Annotated in this window: 15 protein-coding genes and 2 pseudogenes; 3 read left to right on the forward strand and 14 right to left on the reverse strand. The window is 65.2% G+C overall.

Annotated features, from left to right (window positions below):
• Window positions 1-4: 4 nt before the first annotated feature.
• Together D3869_RS30390 and D3869_RS30395 are read left to right on the forward strand one after the other, a co-directional pair.
• A complete protein-coding gene (locus D3869_RS30390; protein ID WP_137143638.1) occupies window positions 5-1783 on the forward strand; it encodes a cytochrome c biogenesis protein DipZ in 1779 nt (592 codons plus the stop codon).
• A gap of 271 nt (window positions 1784-2054) precedes the next feature.
• Window positions 2055-2291 (forward strand): annotated as a pseudogene (locus D3869_RS30395) (IS6 family transposase); the annotation flags it as partial.
• 113 nt (window positions 2292-2404) lie between these two features.
• Here D3869_RS30395 and D3869_RS30400 read toward each other — a convergent pair.
• From D3869_RS30400 to D3869_RS30460, 13 genes and pseudogenes are all read right to left on the reverse strand, one after another.
• Window positions 2405-4423 (reverse strand): ELWxxDGT repeat protein, encoded by a 2019-nt coding sequence (locus D3869_RS30400; protein ID WP_137143354.1) that lies wholly within the window; start codon window positions 4421-4423, stop codon window positions 2405-2407.
• 553 nt (window positions 4424-4976) lie between these two features.
• On the reverse strand, window positions 4977-5936 hold the full coding sequence (locus D3869_RS30405; RefSeq protein ID WP_137143355.1) for a GlxA family transcriptional regulator: 960 nt from the start codon (window positions 5934-5936) through the stop codon (window positions 4977-4979).
• Window positions 5937-6006: 70 nt separating this feature from the next.
• Complete coding sequence (locus D3869_RS30410) at window positions 6007-6660, reverse strand: energy-coupling factor ABC transporter permease (RefSeq protein WP_137143356.1); 654 nt, start codon at window positions 6658-6660, stop codon at window positions 6007-6009.
• A 30-nt stretch (window positions 6661-6690) separates the two neighbouring features.
• Window positions 6691-7047 carry a nitrile hydratase accessory protein gene (locus D3869_RS30415; protein ID WP_137143357.1) on the reverse strand — a complete coding sequence of 119 codons (357 nt, stop codon included), beginning with the start codon at window positions 7045-7047 and terminating at the stop codon, window positions 6691-6693.
• Window positions 7048-7087: 40 nt separating this feature from the next.
• A complete protein-coding gene (gene nthA / locus D3869_RS30420; protein WP_137143358.1) occupies window positions 7088-7708 on the reverse strand; it encodes a nitrile hydratase subunit alpha in 621 nt (206 codons plus the stop codon).
• Window positions 7709-7723: 15 nt separating this feature from the next.
• Entirely contained in the window at window positions 7724-8446 is a 723-nt protein-coding gene (nthB, locus tag D3869_RS30425) for a nitrile hydratase subunit beta (RefSeq protein ID WP_137143359.1), read from the reverse strand.
• A gap of 37 nt (window positions 8447-8483) precedes the next feature.
• The gene (locus D3869_RS30430) at window positions 8484-9458 is read right to left on the reverse strand and encodes a CobW family GTP-binding protein (RefSeq protein WP_137143360.1); all 975 of its coding nucleotides are present in this window, start codon (window positions 9456-9458) and stop codon (window positions 8484-8486) included.
• 385 nt (window positions 9459-9843) lie between these two features.
• Complete coding sequence (locus tag D3869_RS30435; protein ID WP_137143361.1) at window positions 9844-10065, reverse strand: hypothetical protein; 222 nt, start codon at window positions 10063-10065, stop codon at window positions 9844-9846.
• Window positions 10062-10391: a hypothetical protein gene (locus tag D3869_RS30440; RefSeq protein ID WP_137143362.1), complete on the reverse strand. Its 330-nt coding sequence runs from the start codon at window positions 10389-10391 to the stop codon at window positions 10062-10064. The genes D3869_RS30435 and D3869_RS30440 overlap by 4 nt, the downstream gene beginning before the upstream one ends.
• 171 nt (window positions 10392-10562) lie before the next feature.
• On the reverse strand, window positions 10563-11375 hold the full coding sequence (locus D3869_RS30445) for a hypothetical protein (RefSeq protein WP_137143363.1): 813 nt from the start codon (window positions 11373-11375) through the stop codon (window positions 10563-10565).
• A 43-nt stretch (window positions 11376-11418) separates the two neighbouring features.
• Complete coding sequence (locus tag D3869_RS30450; RefSeq protein WP_137143364.1) at window positions 11419-11772, reverse strand: hypothetical protein; 354 nt, start codon at window positions 11770-11772, stop codon at window positions 11419-11421.
• Window positions 11773-12085: 313 nt separating this feature from the next.
• A pseudogene (locus tag D3869_RS30455) lies at window positions 12086-12484 on the reverse strand (transposase); the annotation flags it as partial.
• 103 nt (window positions 12485-12587) lie between these two features.
• Window positions 12588-13514, reverse strand: coding sequence for a LysR substrate-binding domain-containing protein (locus D3869_RS30460; protein WP_137143366.1), 927 nt, complete (start codon window positions 13512-13514; stop codon window positions 12588-12590).
• A 639-nt stretch (window positions 13515-14153) separates the two neighbouring features.
• On the opposite strand from D3869_RS30460, the gene D3869_RS30465 reads away from it, so the two are divergent.
• Window positions 14154-14906: an SDR family NAD(P)-dependent oxidoreductase gene (locus D3869_RS30465; RefSeq protein ID WP_137143367.1), complete on the forward strand. Its 753-nt coding sequence runs from the start codon at window positions 14154-14156 to the stop codon at window positions 14904-14906.
• Window positions 14907-15113: 207 nt separating this feature from the next.
• On the opposite strand, the gene D3869_RS33360 is transcribed toward D3869_RS30465, so the two are convergent.
• On the reverse strand, window positions 15114-15284 hold the full coding sequence (locus D3869_RS33360) for a hypothetical protein (RefSeq protein ID WP_175426684.1): 171 nt from the start codon (window positions 15282-15284) through the stop codon (window positions 15114-15116).
• Window positions 15285-15503 lie beyond the last annotated feature (219 nt).

The raw sequence follows: 15503 nt of genomic DNA on the forward strand, positions 1-15503 counted from the left end.
GATGATGACCCTTCTGGTTGTTGCCTACCTCGGGGGCATTCTGACCATCGTCAGCCCATGCATCCTGCCGGCTCTTCCCTTCGTCTTTGCGCGCGCGGAAAAGCCGTTCGTCACGAGCACTCTGCCGATGCTGGCCGGCATGGCCACCACCTTCGCCGCGGTCGCGACGCTGGCCGCGGTTGGCGGCGGCTGGGCCGTCCAAGCCAATGACCTGGGCCGCCTCGTCGCGCTGGCGCTGCTGGCCGTGTTCGGGGTGGCGCTGATCTCCCCGCGGGTCGCCGGCATCCTGACACGGCCGGCCGTCGCCTTCGGGACCCGCATCCTGCACACGGCGGGCGAGCCTGGTCCGGCCCCGACCTTTGGCGGATCGCTCCTGATCGGGGTGGCGACGGGGCTGCTCTGGGCACCCTGTGCCGGGCCGATCCTCGGCCTCGTTCTGACCGGTGCGGCCCTGCAGGGCGCCAACCTGCAGACCACGCTTCTCCTCCTGGCCTACGCGGCCGGGGCGGCCACGTCGCTGGCGCTGGCGCTGCTGGTCGGCGGCCGGCTGTTCGCCGCCATGAAGCGGTCGCTCGGCGGCGGAGAATGGGTTCGCCAGGGCCTTGGCGTGGCCGTCATCGCGGGGGTTGCCGCCATCGGGCTTGGCCTCGACACCGGGCTTTTCGCCACCCTGTCGAGCACCAACACCGACCGGATCGAGCGCGCCCTGCTCGACAATTTTGGTCCGGAGGATCCGGAGTCGGGCCAGGAACTTGGAATGAGCAGGGTGGCGAGCAACGCCGTGGTCCAAACGGCGGGCAAGCCGTTCCAGAGCGACCTCCCGGTGGAGGGGGCGTTCCCGTCGCTCGACGGAACGGTGGAGTGGCTGAATTCGGCGCCGCTGTCGACGGAAGCCCTGCGGGGCAAAGTGGTCCTGGTGAATTTCTGGACCTACTCGTGCATCAACTGCATCCGCGCCCTGCCCTATGTCCGCGCGTGGGCGGACAAGTACAAGGATCAGGGACTTGTCGTGATCGGCGTGCACACGCCCGAGTTCGCCTTTGAACGAAACGTCCAGAACATAAGGAAGGCGCTAACCGACTTCCAGATCGGCTATCCGGTCGCGGTCGACAGCAATTTCAAGGTCTGGCGCGCCTTTCGGAACAGCTATTGGCCGGCGCTGTACTTTATCGACGCCAAGGGCCGCATCCGGCACCACGCGTTCGGCGAGGGCAACTATCAGGAATCCGAAAAGGCCATCCAGGCGCTTCTGGCGGAAGCCGGCGAACGCAGCGCGTCCAACGACGTCGTAACGCCCGACGCCAAGGGCGCGCAAGCCGCGCCGGACCTTGCCCACATCCGATCCTCCGAAACCTACATCGGTTATCAGCAGGCGTCGAACTTCGCCTCTCCGGAAGGGATGGGCGGCGACCGCGCCCGGACCTACACGACGAATCCGCTGAGGCTCAACCAGTGGGCCCTGGCCGGCAACTGGACGGTCGGTGCCGAACAGGCGACCCTCAACCAAGCCGGGGGCGGAATTACCTATCGGTTCAGCGCGCGTGACCTTCACCTGATTCTTGGGCCGGGCGCGGATGGCCAGCCAGTCCGTTTCCAGGTGACCATCGACGGCAAGGCGCCGGGCGAGAACCATGGCGCCGACATCGCCGCCGACGGACACGGCACCGTCAGCCAGACCCGCCTGTACCAGCTCGTGCGGCAGAGCCGCGACATCGGGGAGCGTACGTTCGAAGTCCGCTTCCTGGATCCGGGTGTCGCAGCATTTGCCTTCACCTTCGGCTGAGCGCCGCGCCGATGGAGATCCTGAAGGAGTTTCCCGCCATGATGAAGCTTGCCATCATCCTCGTCCTCAGCCTGTCGGTCCTGGCAGCCCCCTGCGTCTATGACACCGACCCCCGCGAGCCGTCACCGCTAGCGGCCTTCTTCGCCAGGAACTGATGGTCCTGCCGCAGCGTTTCGTCGCAGAAGCACCTCCACCTGCCGGCACATGACCGCGGCGGGCATCGTCACGCCAATCCTGGCGGCGGCGGGACGGGGAGGTTACGCATCATCCGATGACGCCGTTCACGTGTGCCCGCCACCAGTTCCCGGCCGCCGTGATCCAGCACGCGATCTGGCTGTATCTGCGGTTCACGCTGAGCTACCGGGACGTCGAGGAGCTGCTGGTTGAACGCGGCATCGACGTGTCCCACGAGACGGTCCGCCGCTGGGTCGTGAAGTTCGGGCCAGCCATCGCCGTCAACCTGCGGCGCCTCCGGCCAAGGCCCAGTCCTCGCTGGCATTTGGACGAGTGGTGATCAGGGTGTGAAAAAGCCCGCGGTCGGGACCCTTCAGTTTCCATTATTGTCAAAGCGTTCCCGTGCCGATCGGCGCCAGAACCCCATGCCGATTCACATATGGTGCGTCAGAGGCTTGGGTCGGTGACCGCAAATCGGAGGTCCTGTGCCATTGCGTCCAGGACGAGGATGCTGTCTCCGTCTCCGAGATCGACATGCACGCTTCCCCCCAGCTCGATGACGTGCTCCGCCCGCCATGCCGCCGCACCGATGTCCCGCTCGAATCCCTTCAGAATGATGACGTCCAGCAGCGGGTCGAGGGCGGTCAGCACATCAGCGCCGCTGCCTGGGGCGAAGAAGAACTGGTCGCTCTCGCCGTCCCGCTCGGCAAGCAGCACATCATCGCCGACACCGCCATCCACGATGTCGCGCCCAGCTCCCGGAACCAGGACATCCCGCCCGGACATGCCATAAAGGCGATCGGCGCCTTCCGCCCCGTCGATGAAGTCTGCGCCGGCGCCGCCGTTTAACCGGTCGTCCGCGGCACCGGCCAAGATGCGATCATCACCACCCAATCCATGAATCCGGTCCGCACCATCTCCGCCCAGCAACGTGTCGTTGCCTTCAGACCCTCGGTGGATACCGTCCGGTGCTGCGATGACACCGAGCAGCTTGGCCGTGTGATCCCAATAGTCGTTTCCTATTCCAGGGGGAAGCTCCGCGAGCACGATGGTGCCGTCCGTCGTGCCGTCGGACAGGAAGAATCGATCGGTCTTGGCGATGTAATCACGATCGAACCCCAGCATGTGGCCATCAAGATCCCCGAGGAGCTTGTCGCCGAAGGCTCCCCCCGACGTGTCCTGCACCTTGTGTGTGCCTTCGGGCGTGCCATCAGTCACCCACAGAGCAGCGGGATTGGCTCCGCTCTGGTCCGTCAGAAAGAAGGCCCGGCCGCCGGCAATCTCAATGTCCTGGTACATCCAATCGTTCTGATGAAGTTCGGCGGTCCCCCCAGGTGTGCCATCGCTCGCCAACAGGCGTTGCGAGCCCGACCAATAGCTTTCGTCCAGGAAGAGAAGGCGATCTCCTTCGTCGCCGGGCGGTCCCTTATCGAGCCATGCGATCGGGCTGGCGAGTTCCTGGCTCGGCAGGAAGCTCACCTTGCCAGTAGCCTCCTCCAAAACACCAATCAGCGAGGCAGAACCTTGTTCCACCCGGTAGGTATCCATGTCGGTCGTGAACACCACATGGCCGTTGCGCACGCCGGCGATCCGTTCAAGGTCCCACCCCTGCATGGTCAGGTCGCCAAGGTAGCGCGTGCCCTCGGACGTGCCATCGGTGACCCAGAAGGTCGAATGCCGGACGGCGGTAGGCCACTCCATGCTCCCGGTCCAGTCGATCACATTCGTGACTGACACCACAATCCCCTCAGGCGAGGGCAAATAGCGGACGGCCCCGCTGTCGGGGATGAGGTTCGCAAACGCCGTCGCGGCGCCGTTGGCATTGACGAAGGTGAGCTTGGAAGGCCAGGACGCCGCCCCCTCGTGGAAGGCCAGCCCCCCGTCATTCATGCTGACCAGCGTGATGCCGTAGGACCAGGAGGGGAGCGGCGCCATCTCATGGAAGAGGACAGTTCCGGCGGCGGTGCCATCGGAGCTCCAGATTCCGTCCTGAGTGTCGCCGTCTGCGTGCAGGTAGATCCGGCCGTGTGCAGCCGTCAACGCCGATGGGGACGACCCTTGCGTCCCCGGCATGAGGTCGGTGACCATCCGGGTCCCCGCTGCGGTTCCGTCGCTCACCCACAGCTCCCGGCCGTGAATCCCATCGTCCGCAGTGAAGAACAGCCGGTCGCCGACCACAGTCAGGTCGTCCGGGGCGCCTGATGCGGCGCCGGCCGCAGCGTCGAACATCCGGGTCCCGCTGCTGGTGCCATCCGTGACCCAGAGTTCGCGTCCGTGCAGGCCGTCGTCGGCGGTGAAGAACACCTTACCGCCGGCAACGATAGCGTCCTGGGGGGCGCTTCCCTCCTCGCCGGGTCTGATGTCGGCAACAAGGCGCGTTCCCAACGGCGTACCGTCGGTGACCCACGGTTCAGCGCCCGTGTTTTGCATGGTAGCTGTGAAAACAGCGATCTTCGTTAGTGACATGCCCCCTCCAATCGGATGAAGCATTGATCAAAAGGTTGCACATCGCAGAATGACAATTTTGAGCTGAACGCGCCCCAATCATAATCAGATTATTTCAATCTCATAGTCTTGATAATTTTATACTTTATGTGGGCCCTAATGCACTTTCATGCATTGAAAGCGCGGGAGCACGGCGCTTCTTCCACAAGACGCTGAAGGAGACGCACACCGTCAACCCGCTCGCCGTCACCGTTGACAAGAACTCTATCTACCAGAATGCGGCAAGACGATGAAGAACGCCGGTGAGTTTGGGCGGCTCACCAAGCAACGGCAAAGCAAGTATGTGAACAATATGTTGAACAGGATCACCGCTGCATTAGGCGGTCTTTGCAAAGAAATCCATCGTTGCCACGATTCGCCCACCGTGATAATCGCCCTTCGTGAGACAAAATTTCAGTTGGTTAGTATAAGATATTGTCTGCTGAGCCGAGGCAAGGCCACCCTCTGATTATATTGGTCATGCAACCAGAGCCTTCATGCGCCGTCCCAATCACGTTTGGGCCGTAGTGCAGGATCAGGCTGCCGTCGTCGTACGAAAGCGCTTCCGGTAGTCGGCCGGATTGATGCCGAGATTGCGGACAAACGCACGCCTCATGGTGCTGGCGTCACCAAAACCGCAGACATAAGCCACCCGCTGGAGCGGCGTGGATGAATCCACCAACATCCGGCGCGCCGCGTCGAGCCGCGCCGCTTCCACGAAATCGGCCGGAGGGCGGCCAACGTCGCGCTTGAACACCCTGGCAAAATTCCGCGAACTCATGCCGGCCTGGGACGCCAAGGCCTCCACGGACAGATCGGCGGAAAGGTTATCCAGCACATACTCCTGGATCTTTTGGATTCCGGTACGGCTCGACACTTGGGCGGCGAGATGGGCACTGAATTGCGACTGCCCTCCAGGCCGCTTCAGAAACATCACCATGTAGCGCGCGACCAGCAGCGCCAGTTCCCGCCCGTGATCCTCCTCCAGCAGGGATAGCGCCAAGTCGATGCCAGAGGTGACGCCGGCGGCGGTGGAGATGTTGCCGTCGCGAATGAAGATCTGGTCCGAATCGACCGTCAGAGTTGGAAACTCAGCGCGAAGCTTGTCGGCGCATTCCCAATGGGTGGTGACACGGCGGCCATCAAGCAGCCCGGTGGCCGCCAGCAGGAACACCCCCGTGCAGATCGATCCGTAGCGGCGGACTTCGGGCGCGCGGCGCCTGAGCCAGTCGATCACCGCCGGATCGATGGCGCTGAACGACGGGTCACCGGCGATCAGCAACGTGTCGATCGGTTGATCGGGGTCGTGGATGGTTCGGTCGGCGAGGAACCGCAGGCTGCCGGTTCCACAAACCGGCCCCTCCGCGGTGCCCATCACCTGAACCTCGTAGGCCTTCGGATCGCCGAGGCGGCGCGCCGCTTCCCAGAACACCTCCGCCGGCCCCACCACATCCAACGCCTGAACCCCGGGAGGGGCGAGAAGCACAATCCGCATGAAAGACGCTCTTCCTGCAATCGGGCAGCCAAAGGGCACAGCCGCCCGATTGTATTTGGCATGCCAATTATCAGGCAAGAGCCGGGCTGCGGAGCGTGGTGACACGAAGCAGCGGATTGCCGGCGTCCAGCCGGCCCAGCGCCCGCAGAAGCCCGCAACTGATTGCCGGTTCGCACAGCACGACCGGCAGATAGGCGGCGGCGAAGACCGCCCAATCCGCGAACGGCGTCGCCCGCTCGCCCATCATCAGCCAGAAGCCGACCATGGCAACCACGCCGCTGTAATAGACGGCGTCGAAACGCAGCACCGATGACCAGCGGATCGAGGCCAGTCCAATGGATTCCAACAGGCGCTTTCCACCCATGGCGTGTGCGGCAACCAGCGGCACCATCAGCGACAGCGAATTCACGGCGAGATGCCCGAGATCCTGCGGCTCGAACAGCAGGGCCTGCAGCGTCAGGCCAATGCCGAACCCGAACAGGGTCGCGGGAAATCCGAAAATGAAATAGATGGCCGAGGCGCCGATGAAGTGCAGTTCCGACGGGCCGACCGGCTGGTGCCAAAACTCCATGAAGACCGAGAAGAAGATGGCCGCCAGAAGCGCCTTGCCCCATTCGAGAGGCCGGCGCAGGAAGGCCGGAGCGTGCGAGGCGAGAAGGCTGAGCGCGGCCGCGTTGGCACCGACGATCTTCGCGGCCGACAGCATGCCGGGTTCGATGTGCATGGACGTCTCCCGATGTTCGGATGGTTGGTATCAGGCCGACCACGTGTCGGCGGTCGCGGTGGCCGTGGCGAGGCGGGCCGACAGTTCGTCGGGCGTCGCGAGGCCGGATTGAAGGATCGTCGCCTCCAGGGCGCTCAACCACTGTTCATAGTAGCTCCAGGATGGACCGTCGGGGGCCTGGGTCCGCTCCCAGTCGCCGATGGCGGCGATCAGGTTCTGGCGGAAATCCTCCCACTCGAAATGGCCCTCTCGGGCCAGCGCAAGCGCCACCCCGAAGGCCGACCGCTCCCACTCCTCCGCGAAGCAGAGGGTGCCGTTGGCGCGGGGAGGGGAATCCTCGGCCCCGGCCATGCTGGTCAGGGCGAAATGTTCGAATCGGGTCAGCATGCCCGTTCCTCCGGACAATGTTGTGGGGCCGGTTCGGAGGTCAGGCGGACGCCGCGACCGCCACGCCCATCATGGCTTCCGGTGTGACCAGTGCCGCGAGTTCGCCTTCGCTCTTGCCCTCGGTTCCGGCGGGGCGCTCGGGAATGACGAACCAGCGGATCTGAGCGCTGCTGTCCCAGACCTTGACCTCGGTGCTTTCGGGCATGGTGAGCCCGAACTCCTTCAGCACGGCGCGCGGCTCGCGCGCGGCGCGGCTGCGGAAGGTCGGGTCCTTGTACCAGTACGGCGGCAGCCCAAGCACCGGCCAGGGATAGCAGGAGCAGAGCGTGCAGATAACCAGGTTGTGAACGCCCTCGCCATTCGCCACGGCGCGCATGTGCTCGCCCTCGGCCCCGGCCATGCCTTCCGGCAGATCCGTCAATTCGGCGATGGCGGCCGGCGCATCCTCGATCAGCCGTTGCTTGAAAGCCGGATCGACCCAGGCGCGGGCGACGATCCTGGCGCCGTTGAACGGACCCATCTTCGTTTCGAACACGTTCAGCACCGTGTCCACGGTCTTGCTGGTGATGACGCCCTTTTCGATGAGCAACGCTTCGAGGGCGCGGACGCGCGCGGCGCTCCGGGCCTCGCGGTCGTCGGGATGGTGGAAACGATCGGTCATTCTCGATGGCTCCGGTCAGGCGGCGGGCTTGGTGACGTAGGCGGCGTAGAGATCGGCATAGAGCGTCACATTCGGTTCCGTGTTGCCGGGCCACAGGTCCTTGGCCTCGAAACGCACGCAATAGACGGGCATCGGCGCGCCGACGCCGTCCGCCCCGGTGTCGGTCAGATACCCATAGACACCTGGATAGACCGTCTCGACCACACCGTTTTGGTTGCGCAGGAAGCCAGGAAGGCGAGTGTGTTCGACCGTTGGCACATTCCTGACCGTCACCGTGTCGCCTTCCCGGAAGTCGGGCAATATTGCGACGTCACGCTTCGGGGAATCCCCTTCCGCCAAATAGCGTTCAACGCGCTGGTCGATTTCCGGCGCGCCCCCTTGCGGCAGAGGCTTCTCAGGATCGGCGAGATACTCGGCCGTGCGCGCGTCCAACTCCTCCTCCGTGATGTAGCCGTTCTCGATGAAGTAGCCGCTGATGCCGCCCAGCCACTTCTCGTAATAGCGGTACTTGAAGTAGTCGAAGGGGTTTAGCCCTTCGGCCCCGGTGCGCAGATGGGCCCAGGTCCAGACGGTGTGGAAGGCGCTCGGCGTGGCGGGAAGCGGCAGTTGCGCGCTGAGCGCCATCATCGCCGTGTGAATGCCGAAGATGCGCTTCTCCCACTCCTCCACGAAGACGCGCGTTTCAACGGTGATGGGACCCAGGCCTTCCAGGCCCCCGAGGTAATGTTGCAGCTTCATTGGTTGCTTCCTGAAATCGGGAACGGAAACAGAAGCGTCAGAGGGCGGCGACGTCCGCCGCGACGGCGCAGCCGCGAAGCCCCTCCAGCAGCCTTTCGGCATCGAGGTCGCGGCCGATGAAGACGAGTTGGTTCAGCCGTTCCTCGCCGGGTTTCCAAGATCGGCCCGGCCGCCCGTCCAGCGTCATGTGGACGCCGTGAAAGACGAAGCGGCGGCCCTGGCCGTCGAGGTCCAGCACGCCCTTGGCGCGCAGCAGGTCGCGCCCCTTGTCCTGGACAAGCTGGTTGAGCCAGCGGTCGACGGCCGCCGGGTCGAGCCGCCCGCGCTCGCAAAAGGCCACGCAGCCGATGCCGGCGTCGTGTTCGTGCTCATGCTCATCCAGGATATCGGGGTCGAGGCGCAGGATGTTCTGCAGGTCGAAGGCGCCGATGCCGAGGATCTCCGAGAGCGGCAGAGCGCACTCCTCGGTGCGGTGGATGCGCGCCAGCGGGTTGAGCCGGCGGATTTCGCGTTCCACGGCATCAAGCGCCGCGGCGGGTTCCAGGTCGATCTTGTTCAGCAGGATAACGTCCGCGAAGGCAACCTGTTCGCGCGCTTCGTCATGACCGAGTTGCAGGGGAAGGTGGCGGGCATCGGCCACGGTGATGATGGCGTCCAGCGCGAAGCGGCCACGCAGCCCTTCGTCCAGCACGAAGGATTGAATGACGGGGGCTGGGTCGGCAAGGCCGCTCGTCTCGATCACCACCCGGTCGAATCCGCGTTCGCCTTCGGCCAGCCTTACCAACGCCTCGATCAGATCACCACGGACGATGCAGCAGACACAACCATTGTTGAGCTCGACGATCGTCTCGTCCGTTGCCGTCACGAGCAGCCCGTCGATGCCAAGCTCCCCATATTCGTTGACGATGACGGCGGTCCGCCCGTCACCTCGCTCCGCCAGGATGCGGTTGAGCAGGGTCGTCTTGCCGGCCCCGAGAAATCCGGTCAACACGGTCACCGGAATCGGTCGCATGGCGATGCTCCGTTGCTTCAGGTTGCAAAGGGCAGCTTTCACCTGCGGAGATAGCCGAAAAGATCCGGACGTTCCGCTTCAGTGCCGCTGTGGTATACATTGCACCGCATACCATTCGCTGACTCAACAAGCGGCAGCGGGCAATTCCAGACAAAGCGCCTATCAGAATCGGCCAACCGCATTGTGAAGCGGCGTGGGAATACGGTGGTTCCGTTGCAAAGTTTGCCTGCCGCCGAAAGAGGACGGGTTTTACCCAATCTCCGCCCGCAGGCAAACTTTGCAACGGAACCCCAGCCGCTACCGCCTCCACCACACGCCGACGAAGATCGACCGACAGTGCTTTCGCCATCCAGACTGGCCTCCTCCAACCAGTCCAAACCTTGAATCACAACTGCCCTTTCAGGGGAATCCCCGATCCAGATGCCGGCAATCCGCTCCAGCGGCAGACGCCGCCCTCCCGCGGGGTCAGAACGGTGGTGATGTCGAGGAACTTACCAGACAGGCCGGCTTCGGCTATCGCCCTGATCAGCGCCAAGGCTGCGGCCTCCACGGCGGGATGGGGGCGCCCCGCCTCGGCTTCTGTGATGGAAAGGCTGCGGCGGCTCATGCTGCAAGTCCGACAGCGGTGGCGAACGCCTCATCCGGAACCTCGAAAAAGCCCTGCGCGCCGCGCCAAGGAACCGGCTCCGGAAGGGCGCGGACATCGCCCAACTCCCACGCCCAGCGGCCTGGGGAGAAGTCGCCGAAGTGACCCCATTCTGCCATGGTTCGGGATTCCGTCCGGTGCGCGGCGACCAGCAAGGCGGTGCCGAGCAGGCAGTCGCGCGCGATGTCGACCAGCTTGTCGAACCGCCGGCGCAACGCGACACGGAATGCTTCTTCACAGGCGAACTCAGGTCCACCGGCGTCCCGGTCGAGGATGTAGGCCTGCAAGCCTTCGAGGTCTGCTGTGTTCTTCGCGGCGTGGATGCCGATGCGCTGGCCGATCAGCCGGGCCGGCGGCGCCCAGCGGCGCGTCTCGTGCAGCTTGAAGGGGCGCCCGCCCGGTGGCAGGGTTGATGATGAACAGCAGGGAACCGTGCGGCTGGCAGAGGGAGATCGTCGTCATGGATGGTCCTCCGTCGGCACGGGGTCGGCGCTCCCGGCGGCCGTCAAAGGGGCCTGTCCGGTTACGCCCCTGCTTACCCCCTCCTCGCAATGGCGTGGACTGCCGACGAGAACCAATCTCGGCTTATGAACCCGGTCTACGACATTGCCCCCAACCCCGCTGGAAATGGCTGGATGGTCATCGACACCACGACCGGTGACGTCGCTCGCGTCGGGGACCGGGAGATGCCCTCGCTCAGCATCGAGGACGCCGACGACTTGGCCGACCTGCTCAACCACCTGGAGCGGATCAAGCGCGCCAGGATGCATTGACGCTTCCCTGAAGGCGCCAACCTGAATGCTGCATTCCGCGGGATCGTCCATCGCTGCTGCGATGATGGAGGCAGCGCGCGACAGGCCTGCGACTTTGCCGATCAGCATGTCGGTCACTCCGGGAAGCTGCGCGGCGTCTTCGCGGGCAGCACCGGCAAGCGTCATGATGTCCTTGAAGGTCCGGAGCAGTTCCGCCTCTGCCGCGGCGACGGCATCGGCGCCGTTCCAGTTGTCCGCCTTTCCCGAAGTGGCGATGGCCAGCACACCGCTGGTCGGTACGTCGGCCGGCCGCCAGATGCAGCCGCAGTCGGCGCAGAGATGGCTCCGGTGGGGCGGGTAGGTCCAGCCGGCCCTCTCGTCCGATGCGTCGATATGCTGAAGGCCGCAGCGGGGACAGAACAGCAGCATGGGGAGTGGAGCGGGGTTCGTAAGGGCGGCGGGGCCGTCATCAGCGAGTGTGGCCGCTGGAAGCGAAGGTTCGGTGATGAAATGGGGCATGTCGTTTCCTGTGCTGATCAGGAGCCAGGGCTTGGAAGGGCGGTCACTCCGCCGGCAGCAGGCCCATGCTCACGGCGTCACGGTGGAATGAGGCGAGGTGGAGCCCGTCGAAGAGGCCGGCGATACCGAGGCCTTGCGCGTTTGCTTCGCCACGGAGCCGCAGGTGCTCCTTCGCGTAGAAGCGGACGACTGCCTCTCGGCAGGCCGTGCTATACGCGTCATCTTCGAACGGGTCGGCACCTGGATCGCGGGCGTGTGCGGGATGATTAGGATCGGGCAGCAATAGACCGTGCAGCTTGGCGCGGAGCGCGAGGCGCCGACGATACTTTGCCCAGCGCACCGGGTCGCGGCGCTCCCATGGCTCCTGCCGAAGGCCGCCTTCCGCGATGGTCTCCAACTCGGAGACGGAGAGCGGCGCCTTTCAGGCTCCCAGCTCCACCACCTCCGCCATAGCCGTCGCGAAGGCGCCGCACTTCAGGCAGAAGCAGCCGCCGTTGGTGTAGGTGTTGACGCGGACGACATGGCCCCGGCGTGGGCGCGGATCTTTCCCGTCACCACGAGCCTTCAGCCGCCGCGCCCGCGTCCAGCGGTGACCGCTGGACGTGTTGCAGGCGTGCTGGCGCTGCCACTAGCTGAAGCAATCGGCTTCCGCCTCCTCTACGGTCTTCCCTTCACCGCGCAGGTAACCGCGGCTGCCGTCGTGGGGAAACGCCTCGAAGAACGCTGTGCCGTAGGCCGGGCAGGTTCTCCAGCCGGCTGACGGTCGGCTGCGAGCAGAGATCGCCTCCGCTCTCCGGCAGCCGGCCGACCGCCATCTTGAAGGCCGGATCAGCGCGCAGGGCGTCGCAGTCATTAGCGTCCGGGTAGCCAGCGGCGATCAGCAGGGCACCGAACCGGATCATCGCGGCCAGCGTGTGCCGGACGCGCTCGGGCGCACGGGGATCCTCAATGCAGCCTGCCAAGCGCTCGCAGATCCCGAGCCGCCGGTCGATCTCTGCCAGCAGCAGGACGCCGGCGTCGGAGGTGAGGCGGCCGCCATCGAAGGCGGCGTGAACCGGCTTGCCGGCAACCGGTGACAAGCCGGGCAAAACTCCGGCACTTTGGGCCATGGCGGGCGTGGACTCCGTCGATACGTTGCGAGGCTGCTTCAGCACAAGAGTCATACACAAACTCAGCTACTTAACCTCATACCCGCCACCCTCATGGTCACGTTCACGCCTGAAACGTTTCGCGGGCTAAGCGATCGGCAAGCTTTGCTCTCGACGCGATGAGTTGGTCGATGTTCTTCAGGAAGACCTGCAGGATGGGCGAGGGATTGTCCGCTCGATAGCCGGCGGCGATCTCGATTACAGGCGCGTTGCCGGTGAGCGGCCGGCTGACCAGCGAACGCGGCAGCAAGGGGTCCACATAGGCCGGTAGCAGCGTGACCCCACCGGTGGACGCCACCAGCGAGATCCCGGTGGCGATGCCGTCCAGCACGTGGACCGGCGACACGACCACGCCACGCTCCCGCAGATAGCGGTCCACGATGCCGCGCAGCACATGTGGTGTGTCGGTGTAACCGATGAAGGAGTCCGGATCGATGTTACGCACGTCGATGGCGGAGCAGGCGGCCAGGGGATGGTCCCGCGGCAGGATGACCAGGATCGGCTCATGCGCGATGACCTTGTAGGAGACATCTGGCTGCGGTTCGAGCCGACAGAAGCCGAGATCGATCTCGCCCCGCTGGATGGCCTCGCCGATGTCGGGCGAGAAGTCGCTGGAGACCCGGAAGTCGATGTCCTTCAGCTGACTGCGGAGCACGTTGGTGACGTGCGACAGCCATTCGACTTCCTGGCCGGTCAGGAAGCCCACCGCGAAGCTGGGCTTGGGCGGCCGGACGACCCGCCGCGCCGCGGCGATCGCGTCGGCCGCCGCCTGTAAGGTCAGCCGCGCATGATCCAGGAAGACACGTCCGGCCGGCGTCAGCTCGACGCCGCGGGAGCTTCGTACCAGGAGCTGGGCGCCGACCTCCTGCTCCAGGTCGCGCAGCTGGCGGCTCAGCGACGGTTGCGCCGTGTGCAGACGCCGTTCGGCGGCGACCGTGAGGCTCCCCTCCTCGGCCACGGCGACGAAGTAGCGGAGGTGACGGAGTTCCATCCTGTGCGACGCCTGCCAGTGTCATCCCACCAGGGCCATGCCTGAAAGGTATGGGCGATACATAAACGAAGTCGTTCCCAGGAGGCAAGCGGCCGGATATCAACGGGGTGCAGACACGCAATCGCTGCCGCCTGGGCATGACAGGCCGGTGATGGTCCACCCCCAACCGGCGGCATTCCGTGTCCATCGTCCGCAATTGACGTCCGCGCAACCGATGCCCGGCCCCGGAACTCCACGATGTTCGAAGATCCTTTCGCCTCGCTGTCGTTCGTCGCCGGCCCGGCGATCCTGATCAACGCCTGCGCCATCCTGCAAACGGAGCCACCACCCGCTGCAATCTGGCGATCGTCCAATGGCGCGACCTCCATGCTTCGGTCGCTGCCGGAGACGACCGCATCGCTTTGCAATATGCCGAGCCGACCCCGAGGCGGCGGTCGTATTCGCCGACCGGCGGGTCCGGTCGCCGCTCCGTAGGATGGCGCTGCTCAACAGCGCGGTGGCTCTGCTCGGCGCCACAGCGACCTTCTTCCTCGAGAGTGCCTGCGGCTGGGCGCTGATCCGTCTGCACCGAGGCGGAGACGGTTCAGCAGCGGCGCTGCCCCTACGCACTCACACACATTCAGCAACGGGAGACGTGCAATGTCCACCATCTCGATCGTGACCGGCGGCAGCCGCGGCCTCGGCCGCAACACCGCCCTCAGCATCGCCCGGCGCGGCGGCGATGTGATCCTCACCTACCGCAGCAAGGCCGCCGAGGCCGACGCCGTCCTGGCGGAAATCCGGGCGCTCGGGCGGAGGGCGGCGGCGTTGCAGCTCGACACCGCCGACATCTCCGGCTTCCCCAACTTCGTGGGGCGCGTCCGCTCCACCCTGGAAGGCTGGGGCCGCGACCGCTTCGACCATCTGGTCAACAACGCTGGCCACGGCGAGATGGCCGCCTTCGCCGAGACCAGCGAGGCGCAGTTCGACATGCTCTTCAACGTCCATGTGAAGGGCGTCTTCTTCCTGACCCAGGCCCTGCTGCCGCTGCTGGCCGATGGCGGCCGGATCGTGAATTTCTCCTCCGGCCTGACCCGGGTGTCCTATCCCGGCTTCTCGGCCTATTCGGCGGCCAAGGGCGCCGTCGAGATCCTGACGCTCTATCTGGCCAAGGAACTCGGCGCCCGCGGCATCACCGCCAACACGGTGGCACCCGGAGCCATCGAGACCGACTTCCTCGGCGGGGCGGTGCGCGACACCCCGGCCTACAACGAGGCTTTCGCGACGATGACCGCGCTGGGCCGCGTCGGGGTGCCGGACGACATCGGCCCGGCGGTAGCGAGCCTACTCGGTCCCGACAACCGCTGGGTCACCGCCCAGCGCATCGAGGTTTCCGGCGGCCAGAACATCTGACGCCAGGCAAGACGGAGACGGCGATCTGCTGACCGGCCAGAATCCGGCCTCGTCGGCAGCGTTGGCGGCGGCGGTGATCGCCGCCCTCCGCTGAACTGACGGGCTCCATCAGGCACCGTCAGGTTCATCGTAGGAGGGAGCGCGAGTAAGGTTGTCCATGACGATGCCATGCGATCCCCGGTACGCCGACACCGGAAACCCGTCGATTCAACGGACCCAGCGCGTCAGGCGCTCGCTGACGTCGATCCGCAGGTCGATCGCGGCGATAACCAGCTTGCCGACAACCGGTGACAAGACGGGCAGAACTCCGGCACTTTGGGCCATGGCGGGCGTGGACTCCGTCGATACGTTGCGAGGCTGCTTCAGCACAAGAATCATACACGAATTCAGCGACTTAAACTCGCACCCGCCACTTCAAATTCAGCTCTGGTGAATTATCAGGGTTCGACACCCGCCTCGCCACAAACCCACCCCTCGACGGGGGTCAGCGCTGATGGTCTGAAGGTAGCCGTCACGGAGAGGTTAGCGGTGATGGTCGGGCCGGAGCTGAGCCTCCGGCTTTCACGAGTGCCGTCGCACTGGGCACCGGAGAAGGCG

It is taken from the genome of Azospirillum brasilense, from assembly GCF_005222205.1.
Classification (GTDB): domain Bacteria; phylum Pseudomonadota; class Alphaproteobacteria; order Azospirillales; family Azospirillaceae; genus Azospirillum; species Azospirillum brasilense_G.

Coding starts and splice junctions, on each gene's coding strand:
- D3869_RS30465 (WP_137143367.1), top strand. CDS start 14,154: ATGTCCACCATCTCGATCGTGACCGGCGGCAGCCGCGGCCTCGGCCGC.
- D3869_RS30415 (WP_137143357.1), bottom strand. CDS start 7,047: ATGCTGACCCGATTCGAACATTTCGCCCTGACCAGCATGGCCGGGGCC.
- D3869_RS30410 (WP_137143356.1), bottom strand. CDS start 6,660: ATGCACATCGAACCCGGCATGCTGTCGGCCGCGAAGATCGTCGGTGCC.
- D3869_RS30390 (WP_137143638.1), top strand. CDS start 5: ATGACCCTTCTGGTTGTTGCCTACCTCGGGGGCATTCTGACCATCGTC.
- D3869_RS30400 (WP_137143354.1), bottom strand. CDS start 4,423: ATGTCACTAACGAAGATCGCTGTTTTCACAGCTACCATGCAAAACACG.
- D3869_RS30405 (WP_137143355.1), bottom strand. CDS start 5,936: ATGCGGATTGTGCTTCTCGCCCCTCCCGGGGTTCAGGCGTTGGATGTG.
- D3869_RS30460 (WP_137143366.1), bottom strand. CDS start 13,514: ATGGAACTCCGTCACCTCCGCTACTTCGTCGCCGTGGCCGAGGAGGGG.
- nthA (WP_137143358.1), bottom strand. CDS start 7,708: ATGACCGATCGTTTCCACCATCCCGACGACCGCGAGGCCCGGAGCGCC.
- D3869_RS30445 (WP_137143363.1), bottom strand. CDS start 11,375: ATGCCCCATTTCATCACCGAACCTTCGCTTCCAGCGGCCACACTCGCT.
- nthB (WP_137143359.1), bottom strand. CDS start 8,446: ATGAAGCTGCAACATTACCTCGGGGGCCTGGAAGGCCTGGGTCCCATC.
- D3869_RS33360 (WP_175426684.1), bottom strand. CDS start 15,284: ATGATTCTTGTGCTGAAGCAGCCTCGCAACGTATCGACGGAGTCCACG.
- D3869_RS30430 (WP_137143360.1), bottom strand. CDS start 9,458: ATGCGACCGATTCCGGTGACCGTGTTGACCGGATTTCTCGGGGCCGGC.
- D3869_RS30435 (WP_137143361.1), bottom strand. CDS start 10,065: ATGAGCCGCCGCAGCCTTTCCATCACAGAAGCCGAGGCGGGGCGCCCC.